The organism is Cupriavidus sp. GW822-FHT06G04 (genome assembly GCF_058799075.1).
On the sequence record NZ_JBXALD010000004.1, the window covers coordinates 32,462 to 53,315 of the forward strand.

Sequence of the window (20,854 nt, forward strand, 5' to 3'; positions counted from 1 at the left end):
CGCTATTTCCAATCGCCACGCAGGGCAAGCACCATTTGCTGCAAGCCTTCCGGCGTTGCGGTTTCCGGCGGCACGGGTTCGCCCACCACCAGTTCCAGCTTGCTCAACACGCCGCGGCGGAACGGACGGCTCATGGCCGGCGCGCCCTTGCGCGAGAAGAAGCTGCCCCACAGGCCGCGCAACGCCATCGGCACCACCGGCACCGGCGTGCGCATGATGATCTGCTGCACACCGCTCTTGAACGGATTGACATCGCCGGTCGCCGTGATCTTGCCCTCGGGGAAGATACAGACCAACTCGCCGTCCTGGAGCGCAGCCGCCACGGCATCGTACGCGCGCTCCAGCATCGCCGGATCTTCGCGCGCGGGTGCAATCGGGATGGCCTTGGCCTGCCGGAAGAACCACGACAACAGCGGCACCTTGAAGATGTTGTGGTCCATGACGAACCGCACAGGCCGCGGGCTGGCCGCCATCAGCACCACGGCATCGGCAAAGCTCACGTGGTTGCAAACCAGCACGGCGGCGCCCTCTTCCGGAATGCGCTCGGCGTTGACGCGGCGCAGGCGGTAGATCGTATGCACCAGCAGCCAGGCGATAAAGCGCAGCAGGAACTCGGGCACTAACGTGTAGATATAGATGGCGACCACGGCATTGAGCAGCCCTACCACCAGAAACAGCTGCGGGATCGAATAACCCGCCTGGGTCATCGCCACGCCTAGCAGCGACGCGCCGATCATGAAGAAGCTGTTGAGGATATTGTTCGCGGCGATGATGCGCGCCCGGTGCGTGGGCGCGCAGCGGCTCTGGATCAGCGCGTAGAGTGGCACGCTGTAGAACCCGCCGAACATTGCCACCCCGAACAGGTCGAACAGTACGCGCCAGTGGCCCGATTGCGCCAGGAAACCGCTGACGCCGCTCAGTGCCGCGCCGGTGGTGTGACCGTGGGTGGCGAAATACAGGTCAACGGCAAACACCGTCATGCCGATCGAGCCAAACGGCACGAGCCCGATTTCGACATGGCGGCCGGACAGCCTTTCGCACAACAAGGACCCGATGCCGATGCCGATGGAAAACACCGCAAGTAGCAGCGTCACCACGTTCTGATCGCCGCCCAGCACGTCTTTGGCGAAACTGAAAAACGACGTAAGGAACGTGGCGCCGAGAAACCATAGCCAGGAAATGCCGAGCAGGCTCAGGAACACGACGCGCCGCTCGCGCGCCAGCGCAAGATTGCGCCAGGTCTCGGTAAACGGATTCCAGTTGATGCGCAGGTCGGGTTGGGGCGCCGGCGACAGCGGCACCGCTTGCGACACCGCGCGGCCCGCAACCGCCAATGCCACGCACGCCATGCCGACATAGAACGGCCCGACCAGCGTGCCGTCGGCGCGCGCCAGGCCCGCCAGCTCGCCGCCAAGCAGCGTGCCGACCAGGATGGCCACGAACGTGCCCATTTCCACCAGGCCGTTGCCGCCGACCAGTTCCGTCTGGTCCAGATGCTGCGGCAGATAGGCAAACTTGACCGGACCGAACAGCGTGGAATGCAGCCCCATCAGGAACGTGCCCACGTACAGCAGCGGCGCCGAATGCAGATAGAAGCCGGCCAGGCCCAGCAGCATGATGCCGATCTCGAGCGACTTGACCAGCCGGATCAGCCTGGATTTTTCGATCTTGTCGGCAATCTGCCCGCTGGTGGCCGAGAACAGCACGAACGGTGCAATGAAGATGGCCGAGATCAGGAATGCCGCGCTGTGTGGATCGACGCCGTCGAACAGTGTGGCGTGGTAGGTCACCAGCGACGTGAAGGCAACCTTGAAGACGTTGTCGTTCATCGCCCCGAGGAACTGCGTCCAGAAAAACGGGGCGAAGCGGCGCACTCCCAGCAGGCGAAACTGACTATCTTGGCTCATGAAAGGCAAACGTTGGTGGACCCCGGTGACCCGCCAGGGCATCAGTCGTCGCCATCATGCCAGCAGCCGACATTGGCCGCTACAGGACAATTCTCAAAAGAAGAATCGCGGATTTGCCGGACGCGGCGCGGTCAGCCAGCGCGCTCTTCCTTTTCTTCCGGCCAGTCGCGGATATAGGCCTTGAGCATGCGGTTCTCGAAACTTTGCTCTTCGACCACGGCCTTGGCGACGTCATAGAACGAGATCACGCCCATCAGGGTGCGGCTGTCGAGCACCGGCAGGTAGCGGGTGTGGCGCTCCAGCATCATGCGGCGCACTTCGTTGACATCGGTCTCCGGCGTGCAGGTCAGCGGCGCATCGTCCATGATCTTGCGGATGCTGTAGGTGCCCAGCGTGCCCTGGTTGGCCGCTAGCGTCTCGATGACCTCGCGGAAGGTCAGCATGCCCACCAGATCGCCGTATTCCATCACCACCAGCGACCCAATATCGTGCTCGGCCATGGTTTGAATGGCCTGCTGCAGCGGCGTATCCGGGGTGACGGTGTAGAGCGTGTTGCCCTTGATCTGCAGGATGTCGCTGACTTTCATGGTGGTGTCTCCGCTGCCTTGTGTTGCGCTTGCCGATACCGGCAAATGCCTGGGCGCCAGGCTGATTTGATGGATGGGGCAAAACCCGATGGACGATGCTAGCCCAAACCGCCATCTCAAGTAAAGCGAGCACGGCTCGCCGCCTGCCTTACAGGCCGATCCGCGGCGCCGGGACGACAATATGGCGCCCCGCCCCGGCGGACAAACCCCGAGGGCGCGCAAGTGCCGCATGGTGCTAGGATGCCGGACACGAGACAACCACCACAGCTCGACCATACGAGCCGATCCCGCCATGTCCACTTCGTCCGGCAGCCGCTTCGACACGCTGGCCCTGCACGCCGGCGCCGCGCCCGATCCCGCCACCGGGGCTCGCGCCACGCCGATCCACCTGACCACCTCGTTCGTGTTCCGCGATAGCGAGCACGCCGCGTCACTGTTCAACATGGAACGCGCCGGTCACGTCTATTCGCGCATCAGCAACCCGACGGTGGCCGTATTCGAAGAACGCGTCGCGGCGCTGGAAAACGGCGCTGGAGCGATCGGCACGGCCTCGGGCCAGGCCGCGCTGCATCTGGCGGTGGCCACGCTGATGGGCGCCGGCTCGCATATCGTGGCGTCCACGGCGCTGTACGGCGGGTCGCACAACCTGCTGCACTACACGCTGCGCCGCTTCGGCATTGAGACGACGTTTGTCAATCCGCGCGACATCGACGCCTGGCGCGCCGCCATTCGTCCGCAAACGAAGCTGCTGTTCGGCGAATCGCTCGGCAATCCTGGCCTGGACGTGCTCGATATCGAAACCGTGGCCCAGATCGGCCAGGACCATGGCATCCCGTTGCTGGTCGATTCCACGTTCACCACGCCCTATCTGCTGCGTCCGTTCGATCACGGCGCCGGGCTGCTCTACCACTCGGCCACCAAGTTCCTGGGCGGACACGGCACCACCATCGGCGGCGTGCTCGCCGAAGGCGGCACGTTTGATTTCGAAAAATCGGGGCGCTTTCCGGAATTGTCCGAGCCCTACGAAGGTTTTCACAACATGGTGTTCACCGAGGAAAGCACGGTGGCGCCATTTCTGCTGCGCGCACGGCGCGAAGGCCTGCGCGACTTCGGCGCGTGCCTGAATCCGATGGCGGCATGGCAACTGCTGCAAGGCATCGAGACGCTGCCGCTGCGCATGGGCCGCCATGTCGACAACACGCGGCGCGTGGTGCAGTTTCTCGCCGCGCATCCGATGGTCGAATCGGTGGCCTACCCCGAACTCGAATCGCATCCCGACCATGCGCTGGCCAAACGATTGCTGCCGCGCGGCTGCGGCGCGGTATTCAGCTTCAACCTGAAGACCGACCGCAAGGCCGGGCAGCGCTTCATCGAAAGCCTGGCGCTGTTTTCGCATCTGGCCAACGTTGGCGACGCGCGCTCGCTGGTCATCCATCCCGCGTCGACCACGCACTTCCGCATGGACGCGGCGGCGCTCAAGGCTGCCGGAATCGGCGAAGGCACGATCCGCCTGTCGATCGGGCTCGAAGACCCGGACGACCTGATCGACGACCTCAAGCGCGGCCTGAAAGCCGCCGAGAAGGCGATGGGCGCCAAGGCGTGACGGAGCGACAGCAATGGAACTGACCATTTCGGGCCAGAAGGCCTACGCATATACCGGCGGCAAACGTTTCGACCCCACCCTGCCCTGCGTGGTGTTCGTTCACGGCGCGCAGAACGACCATAGCGTCTGGGCGTTGCAAACGCGCTGGTTCGCCAATCACGGCTTTTCCGTCCTGGCGGTGGACCTGCCCGGCCACAACCGCAGCATCGGCGCGCCGCTGACGTCGGTCGAAGCGATGGCCGACTGGGTCATGGCGCTGGTCGCCGCGGCCGGCGTCACGGCGCCCGCGCTGGTGTTCGGCCACAGCATGGGATCGCTGATCGCGCTCGAATGCGCGGCCAGGCACGCCGCCGCGGTGCGCGCCATCGCGCTGCTGGCCACCGCCTATCCGATGAAGGTTTCCGACGCGCTGCTCGACGCTGCGCTCAATCGCGAGAGCGATGCCATCGCGATGGTCAACCAATGGTCGATATCGAGCTTGGCCAGCAAGCCGTCGTCCCCGGGACCGGGCGCGTGGATGCATGGCGGCAGCCAGCGGCTGATGGAACGCGTGTCGGCGCGCAACCCCGGTGCGCATGTGTTCCACAACGATTTTTCCGCGTGCAACGGCTACGCGCATGGCGACGAAGCGGCCGCCGCCGTCGCTTGCCCGGCCTTGTTCGTGGTGGGCACCAAGGACATGATGACTTCGCCGAAGGCCGCCCACGCGTTGGCCGCCAGGATGTCCAAGGCCAGCGTGAGCGCAGTGCCCAGCGGGCACGCCATGATGGGAGAAAAGCCCGACGAGGTGCTCGACCTGCTGGCGGCCTTTGCAAGAAAAGTCGTCGCTGCGGGGTAGCGCGCGGCGCACTACACTTGCCTTCGGAACGCTACGACAGCACGGCCCAAAGAACGCGCCACCGGACGCCCCACAGAACGGCCGGACAAGACCATCAGGAGACCGCCATGGCCCAGGCCCCAGCCAAGGAATTCGCCAGTTTTGCCGACTTTTACCCGTTCTATCTGAACGAGCACCGCAACCTCACCTGCCGGCGCCTGCACTTTGCGGGCTCGACGGTGGCGCTGCTGTGCCTGGTTGCGCTGGCTGTCACCGGCAACGGCTGGTGGCTGCTGGCCGCGTTGCTGTCCGGCTACGCATTCGCATGGGTCGGACATTTCGGCTTCGAGAAAAACCGTCCGGCCACGTTCCGGCACCCGTTCTACAGCCTGATGGGCGACTGGGTGATGTACGCGGACATACTGCGCGGCCGCATCAAATTCTGACGCCGCGCCGCCTGCGCGCGCAGCCGCGGTAAGGGCGGACTCAGGCCTGTCCGTGCCGGCCTGCCGGCATTGCTTCGATTACGGCGCGCTCGTCGCCTTCCTCGTTGGCGGCCGGGCCGGCGGTCTGCTGGCGGAACACCGCCTCGAGCGTCTGAGCGAGCTGCGGGTTGTCCAGAATCCCGCGCAGCACCTCCACGCCCTGCATCTGCTGCGCCAGCGCTGTGCGCGGCAACCGCGCCAGATTCAGCACCAGACGATCGTGCAGCATGCGCAGCGTGACCTGGGACGGGTCGCAAAGCAGCGCCCAATGCGCCTGGCCGCGATCCTGCTGCAGCTTGCCAACCAGATGCATGGCCTTGAGCTTGCCAAGCAGCCCGGCCAGGTAATCGGCTTCCACACGCAGCTTGCGCCCCATGTCGAGTTCGCCGACGCTGCGCGGCACTTCATCGCGCGCGCGGTAAAGCAGGTACAGCACGCCCAGCGCGTCGAAGAATTCGCTGCCGGCGAACGTACGGCGGCGCCAGTGCCCTTCGCGAATCACCGGCAAATTGGCCGCGATCGTCGCGCCCAGCAAAGTCACGAGCCAGCTGACATACATCCACAACAAGAACAACGGCAACACGGCAAAGGTCCCGTAGACCGCCGTGTAGGTGGGGATATGGGTGATGAAATAGCCGAAGGCGCGCTTGGCCACCTCGAATGCCACGGCCGCCACGATGCCGGCGACGATCGCGTCGCGCCAGTCCACGTAGGCATACGGCACCGCCATATAGAGGAACGCAAAGGCCAGCGCCGACAGCGCCACCGGCACTGCCGCCACCAGCAGGCTCACGCCGAACGGCAGATTGCCGACGTAGCCGAGCGAGACCGACAACAGATAGGAACTGATCGACAGGCTTGCACCGATCAGCACGGGACCCAGCGTCAGCACCGCCCAGAACACCAGGATCCGCTGTGCCAGCGGCCGGCGCCGCTTGACGCGCCAGATCGCATTGAGCGCGTCCTCCACGGTCAGCATCGTCAGCACCGAGGTCACCATCAGGCCGCCCAGACCCAGCGCGGTTAGCCCGCGCGCGCTTTTGGCAAACTGGCCGATGTAGCGCGACACCGAGTCGCTGATATTGCCGCCCGGGATCAGGTTCTGAAACAGGAACGTCTCGATCTGCCCGCGGAAATCGCGGAATACCGGGAACGCGGCCAGCAGCGCGAACGCCACGGTCAGCACCGGCACCACGGCCAGCACGGTCGTGAATGTCAGGCTGGCGGACACCTGCGGCAGGCGGTCTTGCCCGGCGCGGCGCAGCGCATAGCGAGCCAGCGCGCGCACCTTCTGCAGATTCCATTCCCGGCGCAGGCGGGCGATGCGGACGGCGGGGGCGAAAGGCATGCTGGGGCGGGCTCCTGGATACGACAATTCTGAAAATGCCCGACTGGCGTCTTCGATGGAGCACTTCGGGCAGGGCCACAACTATAATACGCGGATTGATTTGCAGCGCCGTCTCGCCTTCCAGGCGGCGCCGCGCCCGTGCCGCCGCGGCGTTCCGTTCCGTATCGGTGTTTCGCCTGCCCGCCGCGCTTCTCGCATCCATGATCGACATCCTCGTCCTCTACTACAGCCGCCACGGCAGCACCCGCAAGCTGGCCGAACTGATCGGCACCGGTATTGAAAGCGTTCCGGGCGCGCAAGCGCGGCTGCGCACCGTGCCGCCGGTTTCCACGGTCTGCGAAGCCACCGCGCCGGACATCCCGCCCGAAGGCGCTCCGTACGCCGAACTGCGCGACCTCGAAGAATGCGCGGGCCTGGCGTTGGGCAGTCCCACGCGGTTCGGCAACATGGCCGCGCCGATGAAGTATTTCCTCGATGGCACGGTCGCCCAGTGGCTCTCCGGCGCGCTGTCCGGCAAGCCGGCCTGCGTGTTCACGTCGACCGGCAGCCTTCATGGCGGTCAGGAAACCACGCTGCTGTCGATGATGCTGCCGCTGCTGCATCACGGCATGCTGATCGTCGGCCTGCCCTACTCCGAAGCCGGGCTGATGACCACCACCGCCGGCGGCACGCCATACGGCCCAAGCCACCATGCGCACGTCGACAATCACGGTCCGGTCACCGACCACGAAGCGTCGCTGGCCATGGCAATGGGCCGCCGACTGGCCCAGACCGCCCTGAAACTGAGCGCGCGATGATCGCCGCCACGGACCGCGACCTGCATCAGCCCGCACTCTGGCGCCTGGCCATGGCCAGCGTCATCGCGCTGATTGCGCTGTGCATCGCGTGGGAATGGTTTCTTGCGCCGCTGCGCCCAGGCGGCTCTTGGCTGATCCTGAAGTGCGTGCTGCTGCTGCCCGTGCTGCGCGGCGTATGGACGCGCAACCGTTACACGATGCAGTGGTCGTCGATGCTGATCCTGCTCTATTTCACGGAAGGCATCGTGCGCGCCACCAGTGACCGCGGGCCGTCCGTCTGGTTGGCCTGGGGCGAGGTGGCACTGACGCTGCTGTTCTTCCTCAGCACGATCCTTTACCTGCGGCCCTACAAGCGCCGCGCCAAGGCCGCCGCCCGCCCGGCCCAACCATCCTGACCGTCATGACCGCTGCGCACCTCGATTCCTTTCTCGATCTTTGCCGCGCCGCCGTCGGCGCGAACAACGTGCTGACCGACGCCGCCGACAAGGCGCCCTACCTGACCGACTGGCGCGGCCGCTACACCGGCGACGCGCTGGCGGTGCTGCGCCCGGGCAGTACCGAGGAAGTCGCCGCCGTCATGCAGGCCTGCCATGTGCACAAGCTGGCCGTGGTGCCCCAGGGCGGCAACACGGGGCTATGCGGCGGTGCCACGCCGCCGGCTGGCAATGTGGCGGCGCGCGGCGCGGTGGTCCTGTCGCTGCAGCGCATGAACCGTATCCGCCAGGTCGATCCGCTCAACAACACGATCACCGTCGAAGCCGGCGTGATCCTGCAGCAGTTGCAGGAAGCGGCCGCCGAGCATGGCAGGTTGTTTCCGCTTTCGCTCGCTGCCGAGGGCAGTTGCACGATTGGCGGCAATCTTTCCACCAACGCGGGCGGCACGGCGGTGCTGCGCTATGGCAACACCCGCGAGCTTTGCCTGGGGCTGGAAGTGGTCAACGCCAGGGGCGAAATCTGGAACGGCCTGCGCGGCCTGCGCAAGGACAACACCGGCTACGACCTGCGCGACCTGTTTATCGGCGCGGAAGGCACGCTTGGCGTCATCACCGCCGCCGTGATGAAGCTGTACCCGGCGCCGCGCGCACGCGTGACGGCGCTGGCCGCCGTGGAAAGCCCGCGCGCCGCGCTGGCTCTGCTGGCCATCGCGCAATCGCACGCCAGCGCCATGTTGACCGGTTTCGAACTGATGTCAGCGATGTGCATCGGCCTGGTGACAAAGCATTTCCCGCAATTGCGCTATCCGTTCACGGCGCAGCATCCGCAATTGGTATTACTGGAACTGTCCGACAGCGAAAGCGAGCAGCACGCCCGCGCGATCTTCGAGAAAATGATGGAGGCCGCCTTCGAGGCGGGAGTCGTCACTGATGCGGTCGTGGCGGAATCCGTGCAGCAGTCGCGCGACTTCTGGAATCTGCGCGAACATATCCCGCTGGCGCAGGTCGAGGAAGGCAAGAACATCAAGCACGATATCGCCGTGCCGATTTCGCGCGTGGCCGATTTCATCGAGACCACCGACGCGCTGCTGCAAGATGCTTATCCCGGCGCGCGCATGGTCACGTTCGGCCATCTTGGCGATGGCAACCTGCACTACAACGTGTCGCCGCCGGTTGGCGTCGATCACGAGCAATTCCTGTCGCATCAGGACGCCATCAACCTGATCGTCCACAACAGCGTGCACGCCCACAATGGATCGATCTCGGCCGAACACGGATTGGGGCAACTCAAGCGAGAGGAAAACCGGCGCTACAAGAGCGAAGTCGAACTGGCCATGATGCGCGCCATCAAGACGGCCCTGGACCCGCAGGGACTAATGAATCCCGGAAAGGTGGTTTGACGCGCAGGACGCGAGCGACGCGCCGATCCCGCACCACCGCTCCGCACTTGGCGACACCGCGCCACGCCCGGCGCGGCGCCGGCCAGCCAGTCGGCGCTCACCTTCGGCGATGCCAGCCTAATGGCGAACCGGCGCCTGACCCCGCGCCTCGCCAGGGTCGGGCGCGTCGAACAATTGCTCGCATATCGCGGCACCCTCTTCGGTCAAACGCGCCGCGCCGCGCCCGTCCTCTTCCATTGCTACCCTTACCAGATCGGCGTCGGCCAGCTGTGTCAGCACACGTCGCAGCACGCTCATCTGAACGCCGGCGCGCTTGCTGATACGCGCCAGCGATAGGCCGTTGTCGGGGGCCTTGCCGTCTTCGGCTGACGGATCTGCCGTCGGGGCGCGGCGCCGGCCAGGTTCGGCATCGGATTCCGGTGTCGACGCGCGATGCTGTCGCGCATGCTCCCAAAGCACGCGCAAGATCGCCGCCAGAACCGGATCGAGGGCTTCGTTTTCCGCTTGCGCCGCATCGTCGTCGGTCATATCGGTCATGTCTCGTCCCGTTGCTGCAAGGTCGCCACAAGCTTGCCCAGCGTGATGACCGCCGATTCCATTTCGGCCGACCACGCGCCGCTGTAATTGAGGCGGATGCAATTGGTATAGGTGGGCACCGGCGAGAATATGTGCCCCGGTGCCACGGTGATGCGCCGTTCCAATGCCGCGTGATAGAGCACCATCGCGTCGACTTCTTCCGGTAGTTCCACCCACAGCACATACCCACCGGCCGGGCGCGACACGCGCGTGCCGGCAGGAAAAAACCGCCGCACCGCCGCCGCCATGATGCTCGCCTGCTGCGCATAGGTCTTGCGCACGCGCCGCAAATGGTAGTCGTAGCCGTCCTTGCGCAGGAACTCGGCGATGGCCAGTTGCGGCAGCGTCGAAGTGGTCAACGTGTTCAGGAACTTGAGCCGCTCCACCTGCTCCTTGTAGCGCCCCGGCAACGCCCAGCCGATACGGTATGCGTTGGTCAGCGTCTTCGAGAACGACGAGCAATGCAGGACGATACCCGCCGTATCGTAGGTTTTGAGCGACGTGGGGTGCGCATCGCCGTAATACAGTTCGCCATACACATCGTTCTCGATCACCGGGATATCGCGCGCCGTCAGCAGTTCCACCAGCGCCTGCTTGCGCGCGTCCGACATCTGGAAACCAAGTGGATTCTGGAAATTCGGCATCACCATGCAGGCGGCGACACGGCGTTCATCGAGCAGCCGCGCCAACGCCTGCACGTCGATGCCTTCAACGGGATCGGTGGCCACCTCGACCGCGCGCATGCCCAGACGTTCGATGGCATGCAGCATCGCGTAGTAGGTCGGCGATTCGACGGCAATCGTGTCGCCGGGGCGGGCCACCGCCTGCAGACACAGGTTGATCGCTTCCGTGGCGCCGATCGTGACGATCACCTCGTGCGGATCCACGGTGCAGCCGTTTTCCAGATACCGCCGCGTGATCTGCCGTATCAGTTGCGGCGATCCGGGCGGCAGATCGTCGAGCACGCTCCATGTGTCGAAGCGCTTGCCGATGGCATTGGCGTACTGGATGATGCGCTGCCACGGATAAAGTTTGGGATCCGGATACGGCGACCCGAGCGGCACCGCGTCGTCGGCCCGGATCGACCGCAGCGTGGAGAGCACCAGCGCGCTGACATCGACCGCCGACGGCCGGGCGGCCGGGCGCGAGGGCTGCAGTTCGATGGCCGGCTCGCCGGGCCGTGCGCGCACGAAATAGCCCGATTGCGGCCGGCTTTCCAGAATGCCGCGCGATTCCAGCAGCAGATAGGCCCGAATGACCGTGGTGATACTGAGCCGATGATGCTGCGCGGCCTGCCGTACCGAGGGAATTTTTTCGCCCGGCAGCAGCACGCCCTGCTGCACCAGCGCTTCGATATCGGCGGCAAGCTTTTCGTACAGGGTCACCAAGGTTCGCTTTCAGGGTTGTCCGGAACGCACCGGCAACCCAGGCGTCAGCCTGCGCCACCAGCGGATGCGATGCTAATACGGTTTGAACAGCCGAAGTGTATTCGACCCTACCGTTCCGGAGGCGAAGGCGAAGGCAAAGGCGATGCTGCCGCGCGGCTGGCGCGCGCGGCCGTTGGCGATGGCCGCTCAGGCGGCGCGCTGCAGCAGCACCGGGATCGACTTCGACGTCGGCGTTCCGGAGCGGTCGCCGATGCTTTCCAGCGGCACCAGCGGATTGGTTTCCGGATAGTACGCCCCGAGGCAACCGGCGGGGATGTCGTAGTCGACCAGCAGGAAGTCCTGCACGCGGCGCGTCACACCATCCTCCCAGACGCTGGTGATGTCAACGCGCTCGCCGTCGGCAAACCCAAGCCGTTCGCGATCGGCGCGGTTGATAAAGACCACGCGACGCAACCCGAACACGCCACGATAGCGATCGTCGAGACCGTAGATCGTGGTGTTGTATTGGTCGTGCGAACGTGTGGTCATCATGACCAGCAAGTCGTCGCCATACTTGTCGCGGGCGCGCTTGATCGGCGTGTCCTTGTCGATCGGCAGCACCAGGAACTGCGCCTTGCCGCTGGCCGTACGCCAGACGCGATTGCGCGACGCCGGCGTCAGGTGGAATCCGCCCGGCACGGCCACGCGCTCGTTATAGCCCTCGAAGCCAGGGATCACCTTGCCGATGGCATCGCGAATGCGCGAATAGTCCTGCGCGTACCAGCGCCAGTCCACCTTCGCCGTGCCCAGCGTGGCCTCGGCCATGCGCGCCACGATCATCGTTTCGGACAACAGGTGCGGCGAGGCCGGCTTGTTCATGCCGTACGAAATATGCACCATGCACACCGAGTCCTCGACCGTCACGCCTTGCGCCACGCCGTCCTGCTCGTCGATCTCGGTGCGGCCCAGCGTGGGCAGCAGCAGCGCATCCTTGCCGATCACCAGATGACTGCGATTGAGCTTGGTGGCGATATTGACGGTCAGATCGCACTGGCGCAGCGCCTGCCACGTGCGCGGGGTGTCGGGCGTGGCGATCGAGAAATTGCCGCCCAGCCCGACAAACACCTTGACCTTGCCGGCCAGCATCGCATTGATCGCGCCCACCACATCCTGGCCGTGCTCGCGCGGCGGCTCGAAATCGAACACCTCGCCCAGCCGCTTGAGAAATGCCTCGTCCGGCTGCTCCTCGATGCCCATCGTGCGGTCGCCCTGCACGTTCGAATGGCCGCGCACCGGCATCAGCCCGGCGCCGGGCCGGCCGATATTGCCGCGCATCATCATCACGTTGGACAACAGCTGGATGGTGCGCACGGACTCCTTATGCTGCGTCAGACCCATGCCCCAGCACATGATGGTGCGCTCGCTATTGACATAGACGTTCGCCAGCGCATCGATCTCGTCGCGCGACACGCCTGATTCGGCCACGATGTCGGGCCAGCTTTCGGCGCGCAGGTCAGCGGCGAAAGCGTCGAAATCCGCAGTGTGGGCCGCGATGAAATCGACGTCGATCACGCGCTTGCCGCCGCTGGCGACGGCCGCGTCGTCCAGTTCGATCACGCGCTTGCCGATGCCCTTGAGCAGCGCGAAGTCGCCCGCCAGCTTCGGACGCACGAACATCGACGCGATCCGGGTGCCGCCGCCGCCGAGCATCTCGGTGACGTGCTGCGGGCTGACGAAACGCTCCAGTCCCCGCTCCTTGAGCGGATTGATCGATACGATGGTCGCACCTCGCCGCGACGCGTCGCGCAATTCGTTGAGCATGCGCGGATGGTTGGTAGCGGGGTTCTGGCCCCACACCATGATCGTGTCGGCCAGCTGGAAATCGTCGAGCAGCACTGTCGCCTTGCCCACGCCGACCGTCACCGGCAGGCCACGGCTGGTGGCCTCGTGGCACATGTTGGAGCAGTCGGGGAAATTGTTGGTGCCATACATCCGCACAAACAACTGGAACAGGAACGCGGCTTCGTTGCTGGCGCGGCCCGAGGTATAGAACGTGGCGGCGTTGGGATCGTCCAGACGACGCAGGTGATCGGCGATCAGGCGGAACGCTTCGTCCCAGTCCACCGGCACGTACTTGTCGGTGGCGGCGTCGTACTTCATCGGATGCGTAAGCCGGCCGTGCTGTTCCAGTTCGTAGTCCGATTGCCGCATCAGCTCGGCGACCGTGTATTGCGCGAAAAACGCGTTGGTCACGCGCTTGCTGGTCGCCTCGGCGGCCACCGCCTTGACGCCGTTTTCGCAGAATTCGAAGGTCGACGCGTGCTGGCGATCGGGCCACGCGCACCCCGGACAGTCAAAACCGTCCGGCTGGTTCTGCTTGAACAGCGTCTTGTACTTGCCGCCGGCAACCTTTTCCTTGACCAGATTGATGGCGACCTGCTTGAGCGCACCCCAACCGGCGGCGGCGTGCGTATAGGGGGCAACATGGCCCTTTTCGGGCGTCGGAGTACTCATCGGGGGCGACTTTCTGAACGGGAGCCCGAGCGTCCGGCCCGTTTTTGTGGTGTCCGGCCACTCGATGCGATGGTTGCAGACTAGGTCGCCCAAGTGATGTTGTGGGCGTACAGAACGGCAAGACGAAGAAGAGTACAGTTTGCACTATCGCAGTGCACAATCTTGAAACTGTACTTTCATTTTTAGGCGATATTCGATGAATTGATGCGTGTGGCGCATGACACACCTGCGCGCGCCGGCCCCTGGCGGCGCCTCAATCGGGCTGCTCGGGGGTGGCATTGATGATGTCTTCCAGCTGCGGACTCATCGGGATGCCGATGCGCTCGCCGGTCGGCAGCCTGTCCAGAAACCACTGCTTGTACAGCCGCTCTATTTCGCCCGAAGTCATCAGGCCGCGCACCGCCTGGTCCACCACGGCGGCAAACTGCGGATCATCCTTGCGCAGCATCACGCCGTACGGGTCATAGGACAGGAAATCGCGGGTGATGTCGAAGCTTTTGGCGGCGGCGTAGCGCGCCAGAAATCCGTACAGCAGCACATCGTCGCCCGCATAGGCATCGGCGCCGCCGCGACGCAGGATCTCGAATGCATCGGCGTGATCGCGCGCGCGGATCAGCTTGATGTCGAGGCTGAAGCGGGTCGAGAGCTTTTCGATGGCGTCGGCGTTGGTCGTGCCGGCGGTTGCCACAACGGTCTTGCCTTTCAGGTCGCGGAATGTCTTGATGCGCGATCCATGCGGCACCATCAGCTTGGTGCCGGCGATAAAGATCACCGGCGAAAACGCCACGGTGCGCATGCGATCGGCATTGCGCGTGGTGGATCCGCACTCCAGATCGATCTTTCCCGACGTCATCGCATCGAAACGATTCTCCGAGGTCACGGGCACCCACTGAATAGTCAGGTCACGCCCGATTTCCGCGCCCGCGGTCTCGACGATGGCCTTGCAGATATCGATCGAATAGCCGATCGGACGCTGGGCCTGGTTCAGGTAGGAAAACGGCAACGACGATTCCCGATAGCCGATGATCAGCACGCCCGAATCCTTGGCTTTGCGCAACGTGCCGTGAAGCGCGCCGGCATCCTGCGCCATGGCCAGCGGCGCCCACACCGCGGCGATCAACCATGCCGCGAGGATTTTCGAAATGGCGGCGCGCATGGCTTCACGCCTTGGCGGCGTCAGGTCCGGGCCCGGGGATATCGGGCTCGGTTTCCGGTACGGGCCCGGTGGTCAACTGCCCTTCCCACTTGGCCACCACGGCCGCCGCAATCGAATTGCCCACCGCGTTGGTAGCCGAGCGCCCCATGTCCAGGAACTGATCCACCCCCATGATCAGCAGCAGCCCCGCCTCGGGGATGCCGAACTGGTTCAGCGTGGCGGCGATGACCACCAGCGATGCGCGCGGCACGCCCGCCATGCCCTTCGAGGTCAGCATCAGCAGCAGGAGCATGGTGATCTGCGTGGCCAGCGGCAGATGGATGTCATACGCCTGCGCGATAAACAGCACGGCAAACGTGCAGTACATCATCGACCCGTCCAGATTGAACGAATAGCCGAGCGGCAGCACGAAGCTCGAAATCTTGCGATTCACGCCGAAGCGGTCCAGCGAATCGAGCATCTTCGGATACGCCGCCTCGGAGCTGGCGGTCGAGAACGACAGCAGGAACGGTTCGCGGATCAGCCGGACCAGATCGAATACACGCCGGCCCAGGAAGACGAAGCCGGCCAGCGTCAGCAAGCCCCACAGCACGAACAGCGCGAGATAGAAACTGCCCATGAATTTGGCAAACGTGATCAGGATGCCAAGTCCCTGCGTGGTCACCGTCGAGGCGATCGCCGCAAATACGGCCACTGGCGCCATCCACATCACTGCGCCGGTGATTTTCAGCATGATCTGCGCCAGATCCTCGATGACGCCGGCCATGCGCGCGCCGCGTTCTCCCAGCGTGGAAAGCGCCGTGCCAAAGAAGATCGAGAACACCACGATCTGCAGGATCTCGTTGTTGGCCATCGCCTCGGCCACCGATTTGGGCACCAGGTGCGCGACAAAATCCTTGAGCGTGAAGGCGTTGGTTTTCAGATTGGTGGCGGCGCCGACGTCGGGCAGCGGCAAGCCGATATTCACGCCCGGATGCAGCAGCGTGGCCATGATCAGGCCCAGCGTCAGCGACACCAGCGACGCCGTGATGAACCACCCCAGCGCCTTGACCCCCACGCGCCCGACCGTGCTGGCATCGCCCATGTGCGCGATGCCCATCACCAGCGTCGAGAACACCAGTGGCGCAATGATCATCTTGATCAGCCGCAGGAACACGTCGGTGATGATCGAGATATAGCCGGCGATTTCCTTGGCCACCTTCGGATCGGGAAAAGCGGTGTTGCAGGCGTAACCCACCCCCGCACCGAGGATCATGGCTATCAGGATCCAGGTCGTGATATTTGACTTCTTGCTCATGACGTCTCCTTGGGGGCGGCCTGATCGATGTCCTGCGCCGAGGTCTGCACCTCAACAACGATAGTTCGCCAGTGCGCGATTGCGCAAACCGAAAACGTCATGCACGCATCGGGCGGCGCAGCGATGTCGATGCCGGCCGCTCACACATGCATCGGCTTTGCACCAATGACGTGCAATGTTTATAATCCGCCACACTCGCCCACCGCCCATCCAGCGCGGCCGGGGCGACATACCCACAAGCGCGCGCAGCGCCCGCCCGACGAGCCATCGGGCCCGCCGACCGCGCCCCTAGCGTCGCACAGGGCCACACCGGCCCGCCGCCCTCCCACGGCGGCAGTTAATAGAACCGCCTATCCATCCGCGCCGAGCCTCGGTGCGCCGCCGCATGCGGCGCGACCCGCCGGCGCCAGCAGTCAATCGTCAATCGTCAACACATGGCGCAATTTTTCCTCCGCCGCCCCGCCTTTGCGTGGGTGCTGGCCATCCTGACCATGGTCGCCGGCCTGGTCGCGCTACAACGGATTCCTGTGGCGCAATACCCGGCGGTGGCACCGCCGATGGTGATCCTTTACGCGGACTACCCGGGCGCGACCGCCGGCACCGTGGAAGACCGCGTGACCGCGGTGCTGGAGCAGCAGATGCACGGCATTCCGGGCCTGCTTTATATCGATTCGAATAGCGAAGCCGGCACGGCCACGGTCACCATCGGTTTTCGCCAGGGCACCGATCCGCAACTGGCGCAGGTCAATGTGCGCAACCGCGTGGCGCAGGCCGAGCCGCTGCTGCCCGAAGTGGTGCGCCGCAGTGGCGTCTATGTCGATCAGGCCAGCGCCAGCCCGTTCATGTATGTGTCGCTGGTGTCGGATGGATCGATGTCCGAGACCGCCCTGGCCGACTACTCGGCCGGCAGCGTGCTGCCGATGCTGCGGCGCCTGCCCGGCATCGGCAAGGTGGAACCCTACAGCGCCGAATACGCGCTGCGCGTCTGGTTCGATCCGGATCAGCTCCACGCCTACGGCCTGACCACGGCCGACGTCGAGGCCGCCATCCGCGCCCGCAACGGCAGCGTCACGCCGGGCCAGCTCGGCGGCGCGCCCGCCCGGACCGGGCAATCGTTTCAGGCCATCGTGCGTCCACCGGCCCCGCTGGCCAACGCCGACGCGTTCGAACGCATCGTGCTGCGCGCGGGGGCCGATGGCTCGGCCGTGCTGCTGCGCGACGTGGCCCGTGTCGAAATGGCTGCGGCCGACTTCCGCTACAGCTCCACGGTCGATGGCCGCGAGGCGGCGTCGATGGGGCTGAAGCTGGCCGATGGCGCCAACGTGCTGGCCACCTCGCGCACGGTGCGCGCGGCGCTGGACGAGGCCGCGCGCGGCTTTCCCGCCGGCGTGGCCTACGAGATTTCCTATGACTCGGCCCACTTCGTGCAGAACTCGATCACACGCGTGCTGCTTACGCTCGGCGAAGCCACGGTGCTGGTGTTCCTGATCCTGTACCTGTTCCTGGGCAACCTGCGGGCGACGCTGATCCCGTGCATCGTGGTGCCGGTTTCGCTGCTGGGCACCGTGGCGTGCCTGTATGCGTTCGGGCTGTCGATGAACGTCATCACGTTGTTCGGCGTGGTCCTGGCCATCGGCATCCTCGTCGACGACGCCATCGTGGTGGTGGAAAACGTCGAGCGGATCATGCGCGAGGAACACGTCGACGCCTTCACCGCCGCGGCGCGCTCGATGCGCGAGGTGTCCGGCGCGCTGCTGGCCGTCACGCTGGTGCTGTGCGCCGTGTTCGTGCCGATGACATTCATGGACAGCGCGGTGGGCGTGATCTATCGCCATTTCGCGATGACGCTCGCCATCTCGATTGCCTTTTCGCTGTTCTTCGCGCTGTCGCTGGCGCCGGCCATGTGCGCGAGCCTGTTGCGCCATGGCGCAGCCCCGGCGCGCGGGCCGCTGGCCTGGTTCGAGGCGCGTTTCGCCGCGTTCACCGCGCGCTACGCGGGCTGGATCCAGCGCCTGCAGCGCCGACGCCTGCGCTGGCTGGCCGTCTATCTGGCGATCACGGCGGCGTGCGCGCTGATGCTGTGGCAATTGCCGGGCGGCTTTCTGCCCGAGGAGGACACCGGCGAGCTGGTGATCGACGTCGAGTTGCCCCCGGGCAGCACGCAAGCGCAGACGCGCGACACCATCGCGCGCCTCGAACAGTGGCTGCAGCACGAGAAGTTTCCGATCAGGACGACGTTTTCGCTGCTTGGCTGGAACAACGGCGGTTCGGGCGAGCAACGCGCCAGCGTATTTCTTTCGCTGACAGACTGGCAGCAGCGCGGGCGCGCCGCCTCGGCGGACATCGTGCTGGCGCGGCTGACCAAGGGTCTCGAACACTGGCCGGGCCGCGGCGATGCGCAGCTCTATCCCTACAACGGCACGGCGTTACCGGAACTGGGCAGCACCAGCGGGCTGGACATGCGACTGGTCACGCGGCAGGAAGGCGGGCGCCAGGCGCTCTACGCCGCGCGCGACAAGCTGATCGAGCGTGCCAAGGCCGATCCGTTGTTCGCCGAGGTCCGCGCGCCCGCCGGCCTGCCAACGCCGGCACTGGATCTGGCGATCGACTATCGCAAGGCCGAGAGCTTCGGCGTCGATGCGGAAGCGATCCACCATGCGCTGTCGGCCACGATCGGATCGCGCTATATCGACGAACTCGCGCGCGAAGGCCGCGTACGCCGCGTGATCCTGCAAGCCGATGCGCGCTTCCGCATGCAGCCCGAGCATCTGTCGCGCGTTCACGTGCGCAACGCCCAGGGCAAGATGGTGTCGCTGGGCGCCTTCGCCACGCTGGAATGGGGCAACGGCGAGTCGACGCTGGAACGCTACAACGGCCTGACATCGGTTCGCATCAACGCCGACACCGCGCCGGGCGTCAGCACCGGCACGGCCATGGCGCGGCTCGAGGCGCTGGTGCGCGAGCTCGGGCCCGATTACGAAGTGCGCTGGAACGGCCGGGCCTTCGAGCAGCAACAGAGCGGATCGCAGGCGCCGTGGCTGTTCGCGCTGTCGCTGCTGTTCATCTTCCTGTGCCTGGTTGCGCTCTATGAAAGCTGGACGCTGCCGCTGGCCGTGCTGGCCATCGTGCCGGCGGGATTGATCGGCGCCGCTGCGGCAGTGTGGCTGCGCGGCCTGCCCAACGACGTGTACTTCAAGGTCGGCGTGGTGGTCATCATGGGACTCGCCGCCAAGAACGCGATCCTCGTCGTCGAATATGCCGAGCAGCTGCGCCGCGATGGCCTCGACCGCGTGCAAGCGGCCACGCAGGCCGCCAGGCAACGTCTGCGCCCCGTGGTGATGACATCGCTGGCTTTCATTCTCGGCGTGGTGCCACTGGCCATCAGCACCGGCCCGGGCGCGGGTGCACAACGCGCGGTCGGCACCGGCGTGCTGGGCGGCATGCTCGGCGCTACCGTCCTCGGCACGCTGGTCATCCCGCTGCTCTACGCCTGGATTGCGCGATGGTCCGCAACGCGGTCAGCCGACGCCGCAACGGCAGGCACGGACAGCGCGAATGGCGCGGCGTGACCCCGGGCAGCGAGATCGTTCGAGCCGCTCACGTAGGAAGTACCGCCGCACCATCGACGGCGGCTACGTGATTCAGGCGGCCTGGGCAAACATCGCCATCCGCTGCCGGATAAAGGCCAGCACTTCCAGCGCCGCGGCCGGCAGCGGGCGGCCGGCCTTGACCAGCAGCCGCGCCTGCGTGCCGCGAAACAGTGGATGGTCGATCGGCACCGTCGCGAGCGTGCCGGCGGCCACCTCTCGATAGGCCGCGAATTGCCCGATCAGGGTGACGAAATTGTCGTACGCCACAAACTGTTTGAGCGCCGCAAGCGAATTGGTGACGAGCGTGGGCCGGATGCGGACGTTTTCGGCAAATTCCAGCATTTTGGCGGCGTGTCCGATGCCGTAGGACTCCGGCATCAGCGCCAGCGGATAGGTCATCAGGTCGTGAACGCTGACTGCGGTGCCGCGCAGCGCCAACGGATGATCGTGGCGCGTCAGCAGCACGATTGGCTGCGCCGCGCTGGCGCGATATTCGATGCGCGGATGCAGTGGCGGGTTGTACGCCAGCCCGATGTGCGCGCGGCTTTCGGCCACTTCGTTAAGCACATCGTCAACCGGCAGCGTTTCCATGCGGATATCGACCATCGGATATTGCGCGCAGAACGGCGCGATGACTTCGTTGATCAGCGCGTCGACATAGCCTTCGCTGAGCGCGATCTGCACGAGCCCCTGCTGCAGGCCCTTCAACGCGTGGAGCTGGTCTTCGAGCTTTTCCTGGTGCGAGCGGTAGCCACGCCAGAACTCCAGCAGATGCACGGCGGCCTCGGTGGGGCGCACACCGCGCGCCTGCCGCTCGAACAGTGTGGTGCCGAGTTCGTCCTCTAGCAGACGAATCTGCCGGGTGATCACCGACGGCGACGTGTTGAGGCTTTCCGCCGCGCCGCGGATCGTGCCGTGCGCCAGCACTTCCCGGAAATACCGCAGCCGTTGCTGATTGATTTCTCGCATCGAAACG

The 20,854-nt window shown here is 65.4% G+C and carries 16 protein-coding genes; 7 read left to right on the forward strand and 9 right to left on the reverse strand.

Features of this window, described 5'->3' with window-relative positions; translation table 11 throughout:
• Positions 1–2: 2 nt before the first annotated feature.
• A complete protein-coding gene (locus AC1RKI_RS10570; protein ID WP_150981612.1) occupies positions 3–1,907 on the reverse strand; it encodes an MFS transporter in 1,905 nt (634 codons plus the stop codon).
• Positions 1,908–2,038: 131 nt separating this feature from the next.
• Positions 2,039–2,494 (reverse strand): CBS domain-containing protein, encoded by a 456-nt coding sequence (locus AC1RKI_RS10575; RefSeq protein ID WP_061959763.1) that lies wholly within the window; start codon positions 2,492–2,494, stop codon positions 2,039–2,041.
• Positions 2,495–2,786: 292 nt separating this feature from the next.
• On the opposite strand from AC1RKI_RS10575, the gene AC1RKI_RS10580 reads away from it, so the two are divergent.
• From AC1RKI_RS10580 to AC1RKI_RS10590, 3 genes are all read left to right on the forward strand, one after another.
• Positions 2,787–4,097 (forward strand): O-acetylhomoserine aminocarboxypropyltransferase, encoded by a 1,311-nt coding sequence (locus AC1RKI_RS10580; RefSeq protein WP_492795253.1) that lies wholly within the window; start codon positions 2,787–2,789, stop codon positions 4,095–4,097.
• Between the two features lie 13 nt (positions 4,098–4,110).
• Positions 4,111–4,935 (forward strand): alpha/beta fold hydrolase, encoded by an 825-nt coding sequence (locus tag AC1RKI_RS10585; RefSeq protein ID WP_492795254.1) that lies wholly within the window; start codon positions 4,111–4,113, stop codon positions 4,933–4,935.
• 107 nt (positions 4,936–5,042) lie between these two features.
• Positions 5,043–5,360 carry an Mpo1-like protein gene (locus AC1RKI_RS10590; protein ID WP_061959526.1) on the forward strand — a complete coding sequence of 106 codons (318 nt, stop codon included), beginning with the start codon at positions 5,043–5,045 and terminating at the stop codon, positions 5,358–5,360.
• Between the two features lie 40 nt (positions 5,361–5,400).
• On the opposite strand, the gene AC1RKI_RS10595 is transcribed toward AC1RKI_RS10590, so the two are convergent.
• Positions 5,401–6,747: a YihY family inner membrane protein gene (locus tag AC1RKI_RS10595; RefSeq protein WP_492795255.1), complete on the reverse strand. Its 1,347-nt coding sequence runs from the start codon at positions 6,745–6,747 to the stop codon at positions 5,401–5,403.
• 200 nt (positions 6,748–6,947) lie between these two features.
• Here AC1RKI_RS10595 and wrbA point away from each other — a divergent pair, with 200 nt between their 5' ends.
• Genes wrbA through AC1RKI_RS10610 form a run of 3 tightly spaced genes read left to right on the forward strand, consistent with a single transcriptional unit; the run spans position 6,948 to position 9,378 of the window.
• Positions 6,948–7,544, forward strand: a complete 597-nt coding sequence (gene wrbA / locus AC1RKI_RS10600) for an NAD(P)H:quinone oxidoreductase (RefSeq protein ID WP_061959524.1) — start codon at positions 6,948–6,950, stop codon at positions 7,542–7,544.
• The gene (locus AC1RKI_RS10605) at positions 7,541–7,939 is read left to right on the forward strand and encodes a DUF2069 domain-containing protein (protein ID WP_150981617.1); all 399 of its coding nucleotides are present in this window, start codon (positions 7,541–7,543) and stop codon (positions 7,937–7,939) included. Before wrbA ends, AC1RKI_RS10605 begins: the two co-directional genes overlap by 4 nt.
• A 5-nt stretch (positions 7,940–7,944) precedes the next feature.
• Positions 7,945–9,378, forward strand: a complete 1,434-nt coding sequence (locus tag AC1RKI_RS10610) for an FAD-binding oxidoreductase (RefSeq protein WP_244787159.1) — start codon at positions 7,945–7,947, stop codon at positions 9,376–9,378.
• 117 nt (positions 9,379–9,495) lie between these two features.
• Here the strand turns inward: AC1RKI_RS10610 and AC1RKI_RS10615 are convergent, their stop codons facing one another.
• The 5 genes from AC1RKI_RS10615 to AC1RKI_RS10635 all read right to left on the reverse strand — a co-directional run bounded on the left by AC1RKI_RS10615 (position 9,496) and on the right by AC1RKI_RS10635 (position 16,288).
• Positions 9,496–9,915 carry a hypothetical protein gene (locus AC1RKI_RS10615; protein WP_492795256.1) on the reverse strand — a complete coding sequence of 140 codons (420 nt, stop codon included), beginning with the start codon at positions 9,913–9,915 and terminating at the stop codon, positions 9,496–9,498.
• Positions 9,912–11,339, reverse strand: a complete 1,428-nt coding sequence (locus AC1RKI_RS10620; protein ID WP_492795257.1) for an aminotransferase-like domain-containing protein — start codon at positions 11,337–11,339, stop codon at positions 9,912–9,914. Before AC1RKI_RS10620 ends, AC1RKI_RS10615 begins: the two co-directional genes overlap by 4 nt.
• Positions 11,340–11,528: 189 nt before the next feature.
• Positions 11,529–13,835, reverse strand: a complete 2,307-nt coding sequence (locus tag AC1RKI_RS10625; protein ID WP_492795258.1) for an FdhF/YdeP family oxidoreductase — start codon at positions 13,833–13,835, stop codon at positions 11,529–11,531.
• A gap of 253 nt (positions 13,836–14,088) precedes the next feature.
• A complete protein-coding gene (locus AC1RKI_RS10630) occupies positions 14,089–14,991 on the reverse strand; it encodes an amino acid ABC transporter substrate-binding protein (protein WP_150981621.1) in 903 nt (300 codons plus the stop codon).
• Positions 14,992–14,995: 4 nt separating this feature from the next.
• Positions 14,996–16,288, reverse strand: a complete 1,293-nt coding sequence (locus tag AC1RKI_RS10635) for a dicarboxylate/amino acid:cation symporter (protein ID WP_222156430.1) — start codon at positions 16,286–16,288, stop codon at positions 14,996–14,998.
• Between the two features lie 434 nt (positions 16,289–16,722).
• Between AC1RKI_RS10635 and AC1RKI_RS10640 the strand changes: the two genes are divergently transcribed.
• On the forward strand, positions 16,723–19,857 hold the full coding sequence (locus tag AC1RKI_RS10640; RefSeq protein ID WP_492795259.1) for an efflux RND transporter permease subunit: 3,135 nt from the start codon (positions 16,723–16,725) through the stop codon (positions 19,855–19,857).
• Between the two features lie 72 nt (positions 19,858–19,929).
• Here the strand turns inward: AC1RKI_RS10640 and AC1RKI_RS10645 are convergent, their stop codons facing one another.
• On the reverse strand, positions 19,930–20,847 hold the full coding sequence (locus AC1RKI_RS10645) for a LysR family transcriptional regulator (protein WP_150981624.1): 918 nt from the start codon (positions 20,845–20,847) through the stop codon (positions 19,930–19,932).
• Positions 20,848–20,854 lie beyond the last annotated feature (7 nt).

What these genes read in the sequence shown, in the direction of transcription:
- AC1RKI_RS10570 (WP_150981612.1), bottom strand. Translation starts at nt 1,907, where the DNA reads ATGAGCCAAGATAGTCAGTTTCGCCTGCTGGGAGTGCGCCGCTTCGCC.
- AC1RKI_RS10575 (WP_061959763.1), bottom strand. Translation starts at nt 2,494, where the DNA reads ATGAAAGTCAGCGACATCCTGCAGATCAAGGGCAACACGCTCTACACC.
- AC1RKI_RS10580 (WP_492795253.1), top strand. Translation starts at nt 2,787, where the DNA reads ATGTCCACTTCGTCCGGCAGCCGCTTCGACACGCTGGCCCTGCACGCC.
- AC1RKI_RS10585 (WP_492795254.1), top strand. Translation starts at nt 4,111, where the DNA reads ATGGAACTGACCATTTCGGGCCAGAAGGCCTACGCATATACCGGCGGC.
- AC1RKI_RS10590 (WP_061959526.1), top strand. Translation starts at nt 5,043, where the DNA reads ATGGCCCAGGCCCCAGCCAAGGAATTCGCCAGTTTTGCCGACTTTTAC.
- AC1RKI_RS10595 (WP_492795255.1), bottom strand. Translation starts at nt 6,747, where the DNA reads ATGCCTTTCGCCCCCGCCGTCCGCATCGCCCGCCTGCGCCGGGAATGG.
- wrbA (WP_061959524.1), top strand. Translation starts at nt 6,948, where the DNA reads ATGATCGACATCCTCGTCCTCTACTACAGCCGCCACGGCAGCACCCGC.
- AC1RKI_RS10605 (WP_150981617.1), top strand. Translation starts at nt 7,541, where the DNA reads ATGATCGCCGCCACGGACCGCGACCTGCATCAGCCCGCACTCTGGCGC.
- AC1RKI_RS10610 (WP_244787159.1), top strand. Translation starts at nt 7,945, where the DNA reads ATGACCGCTGCGCACCTCGATTCCTTTCTCGATCTTTGCCGCGCCGCC.
- AC1RKI_RS10615 (WP_492795256.1), bottom strand. Translation starts at nt 9,915, where the DNA reads ATGACCGATATGACCGACGACGATGCGGCGCAAGCGGAAAACGAAGCC.
- AC1RKI_RS10625 (WP_492795258.1), bottom strand. Translation starts at nt 13,835, where the DNA reads ATGAGTACTCCGACGCCCGAAAAGGGCCATGTTGCCCCCTATACGCAC.
- AC1RKI_RS10630 (WP_150981621.1), bottom strand. Translation starts at nt 14,991, where the DNA reads ATGCGCGCCGCCATTTCGAAAATCCTCGCGGCATGGTTGATCGCCGCG.
- AC1RKI_RS10635 (WP_222156430.1), bottom strand. Translation starts at nt 16,288, where the DNA reads ATGAGCAAGAAGTCAAATATCACGACCTGGATCCTGATAGCCATGATC.
- AC1RKI_RS10640 (WP_492795259.1), top strand. Translation starts at nt 16,723, where the DNA reads ATGGCGCAATTTTTCCTCCGCCGCCCCGCCTTTGCGTGGGTGCTGGCC.
- AC1RKI_RS10645 (WP_150981624.1), bottom strand. Translation starts at nt 20,847, where the DNA reads ATGCGAGAAATCAATCAGCAACGGCTGCGGTATTTCCGGGAAGTGCTG.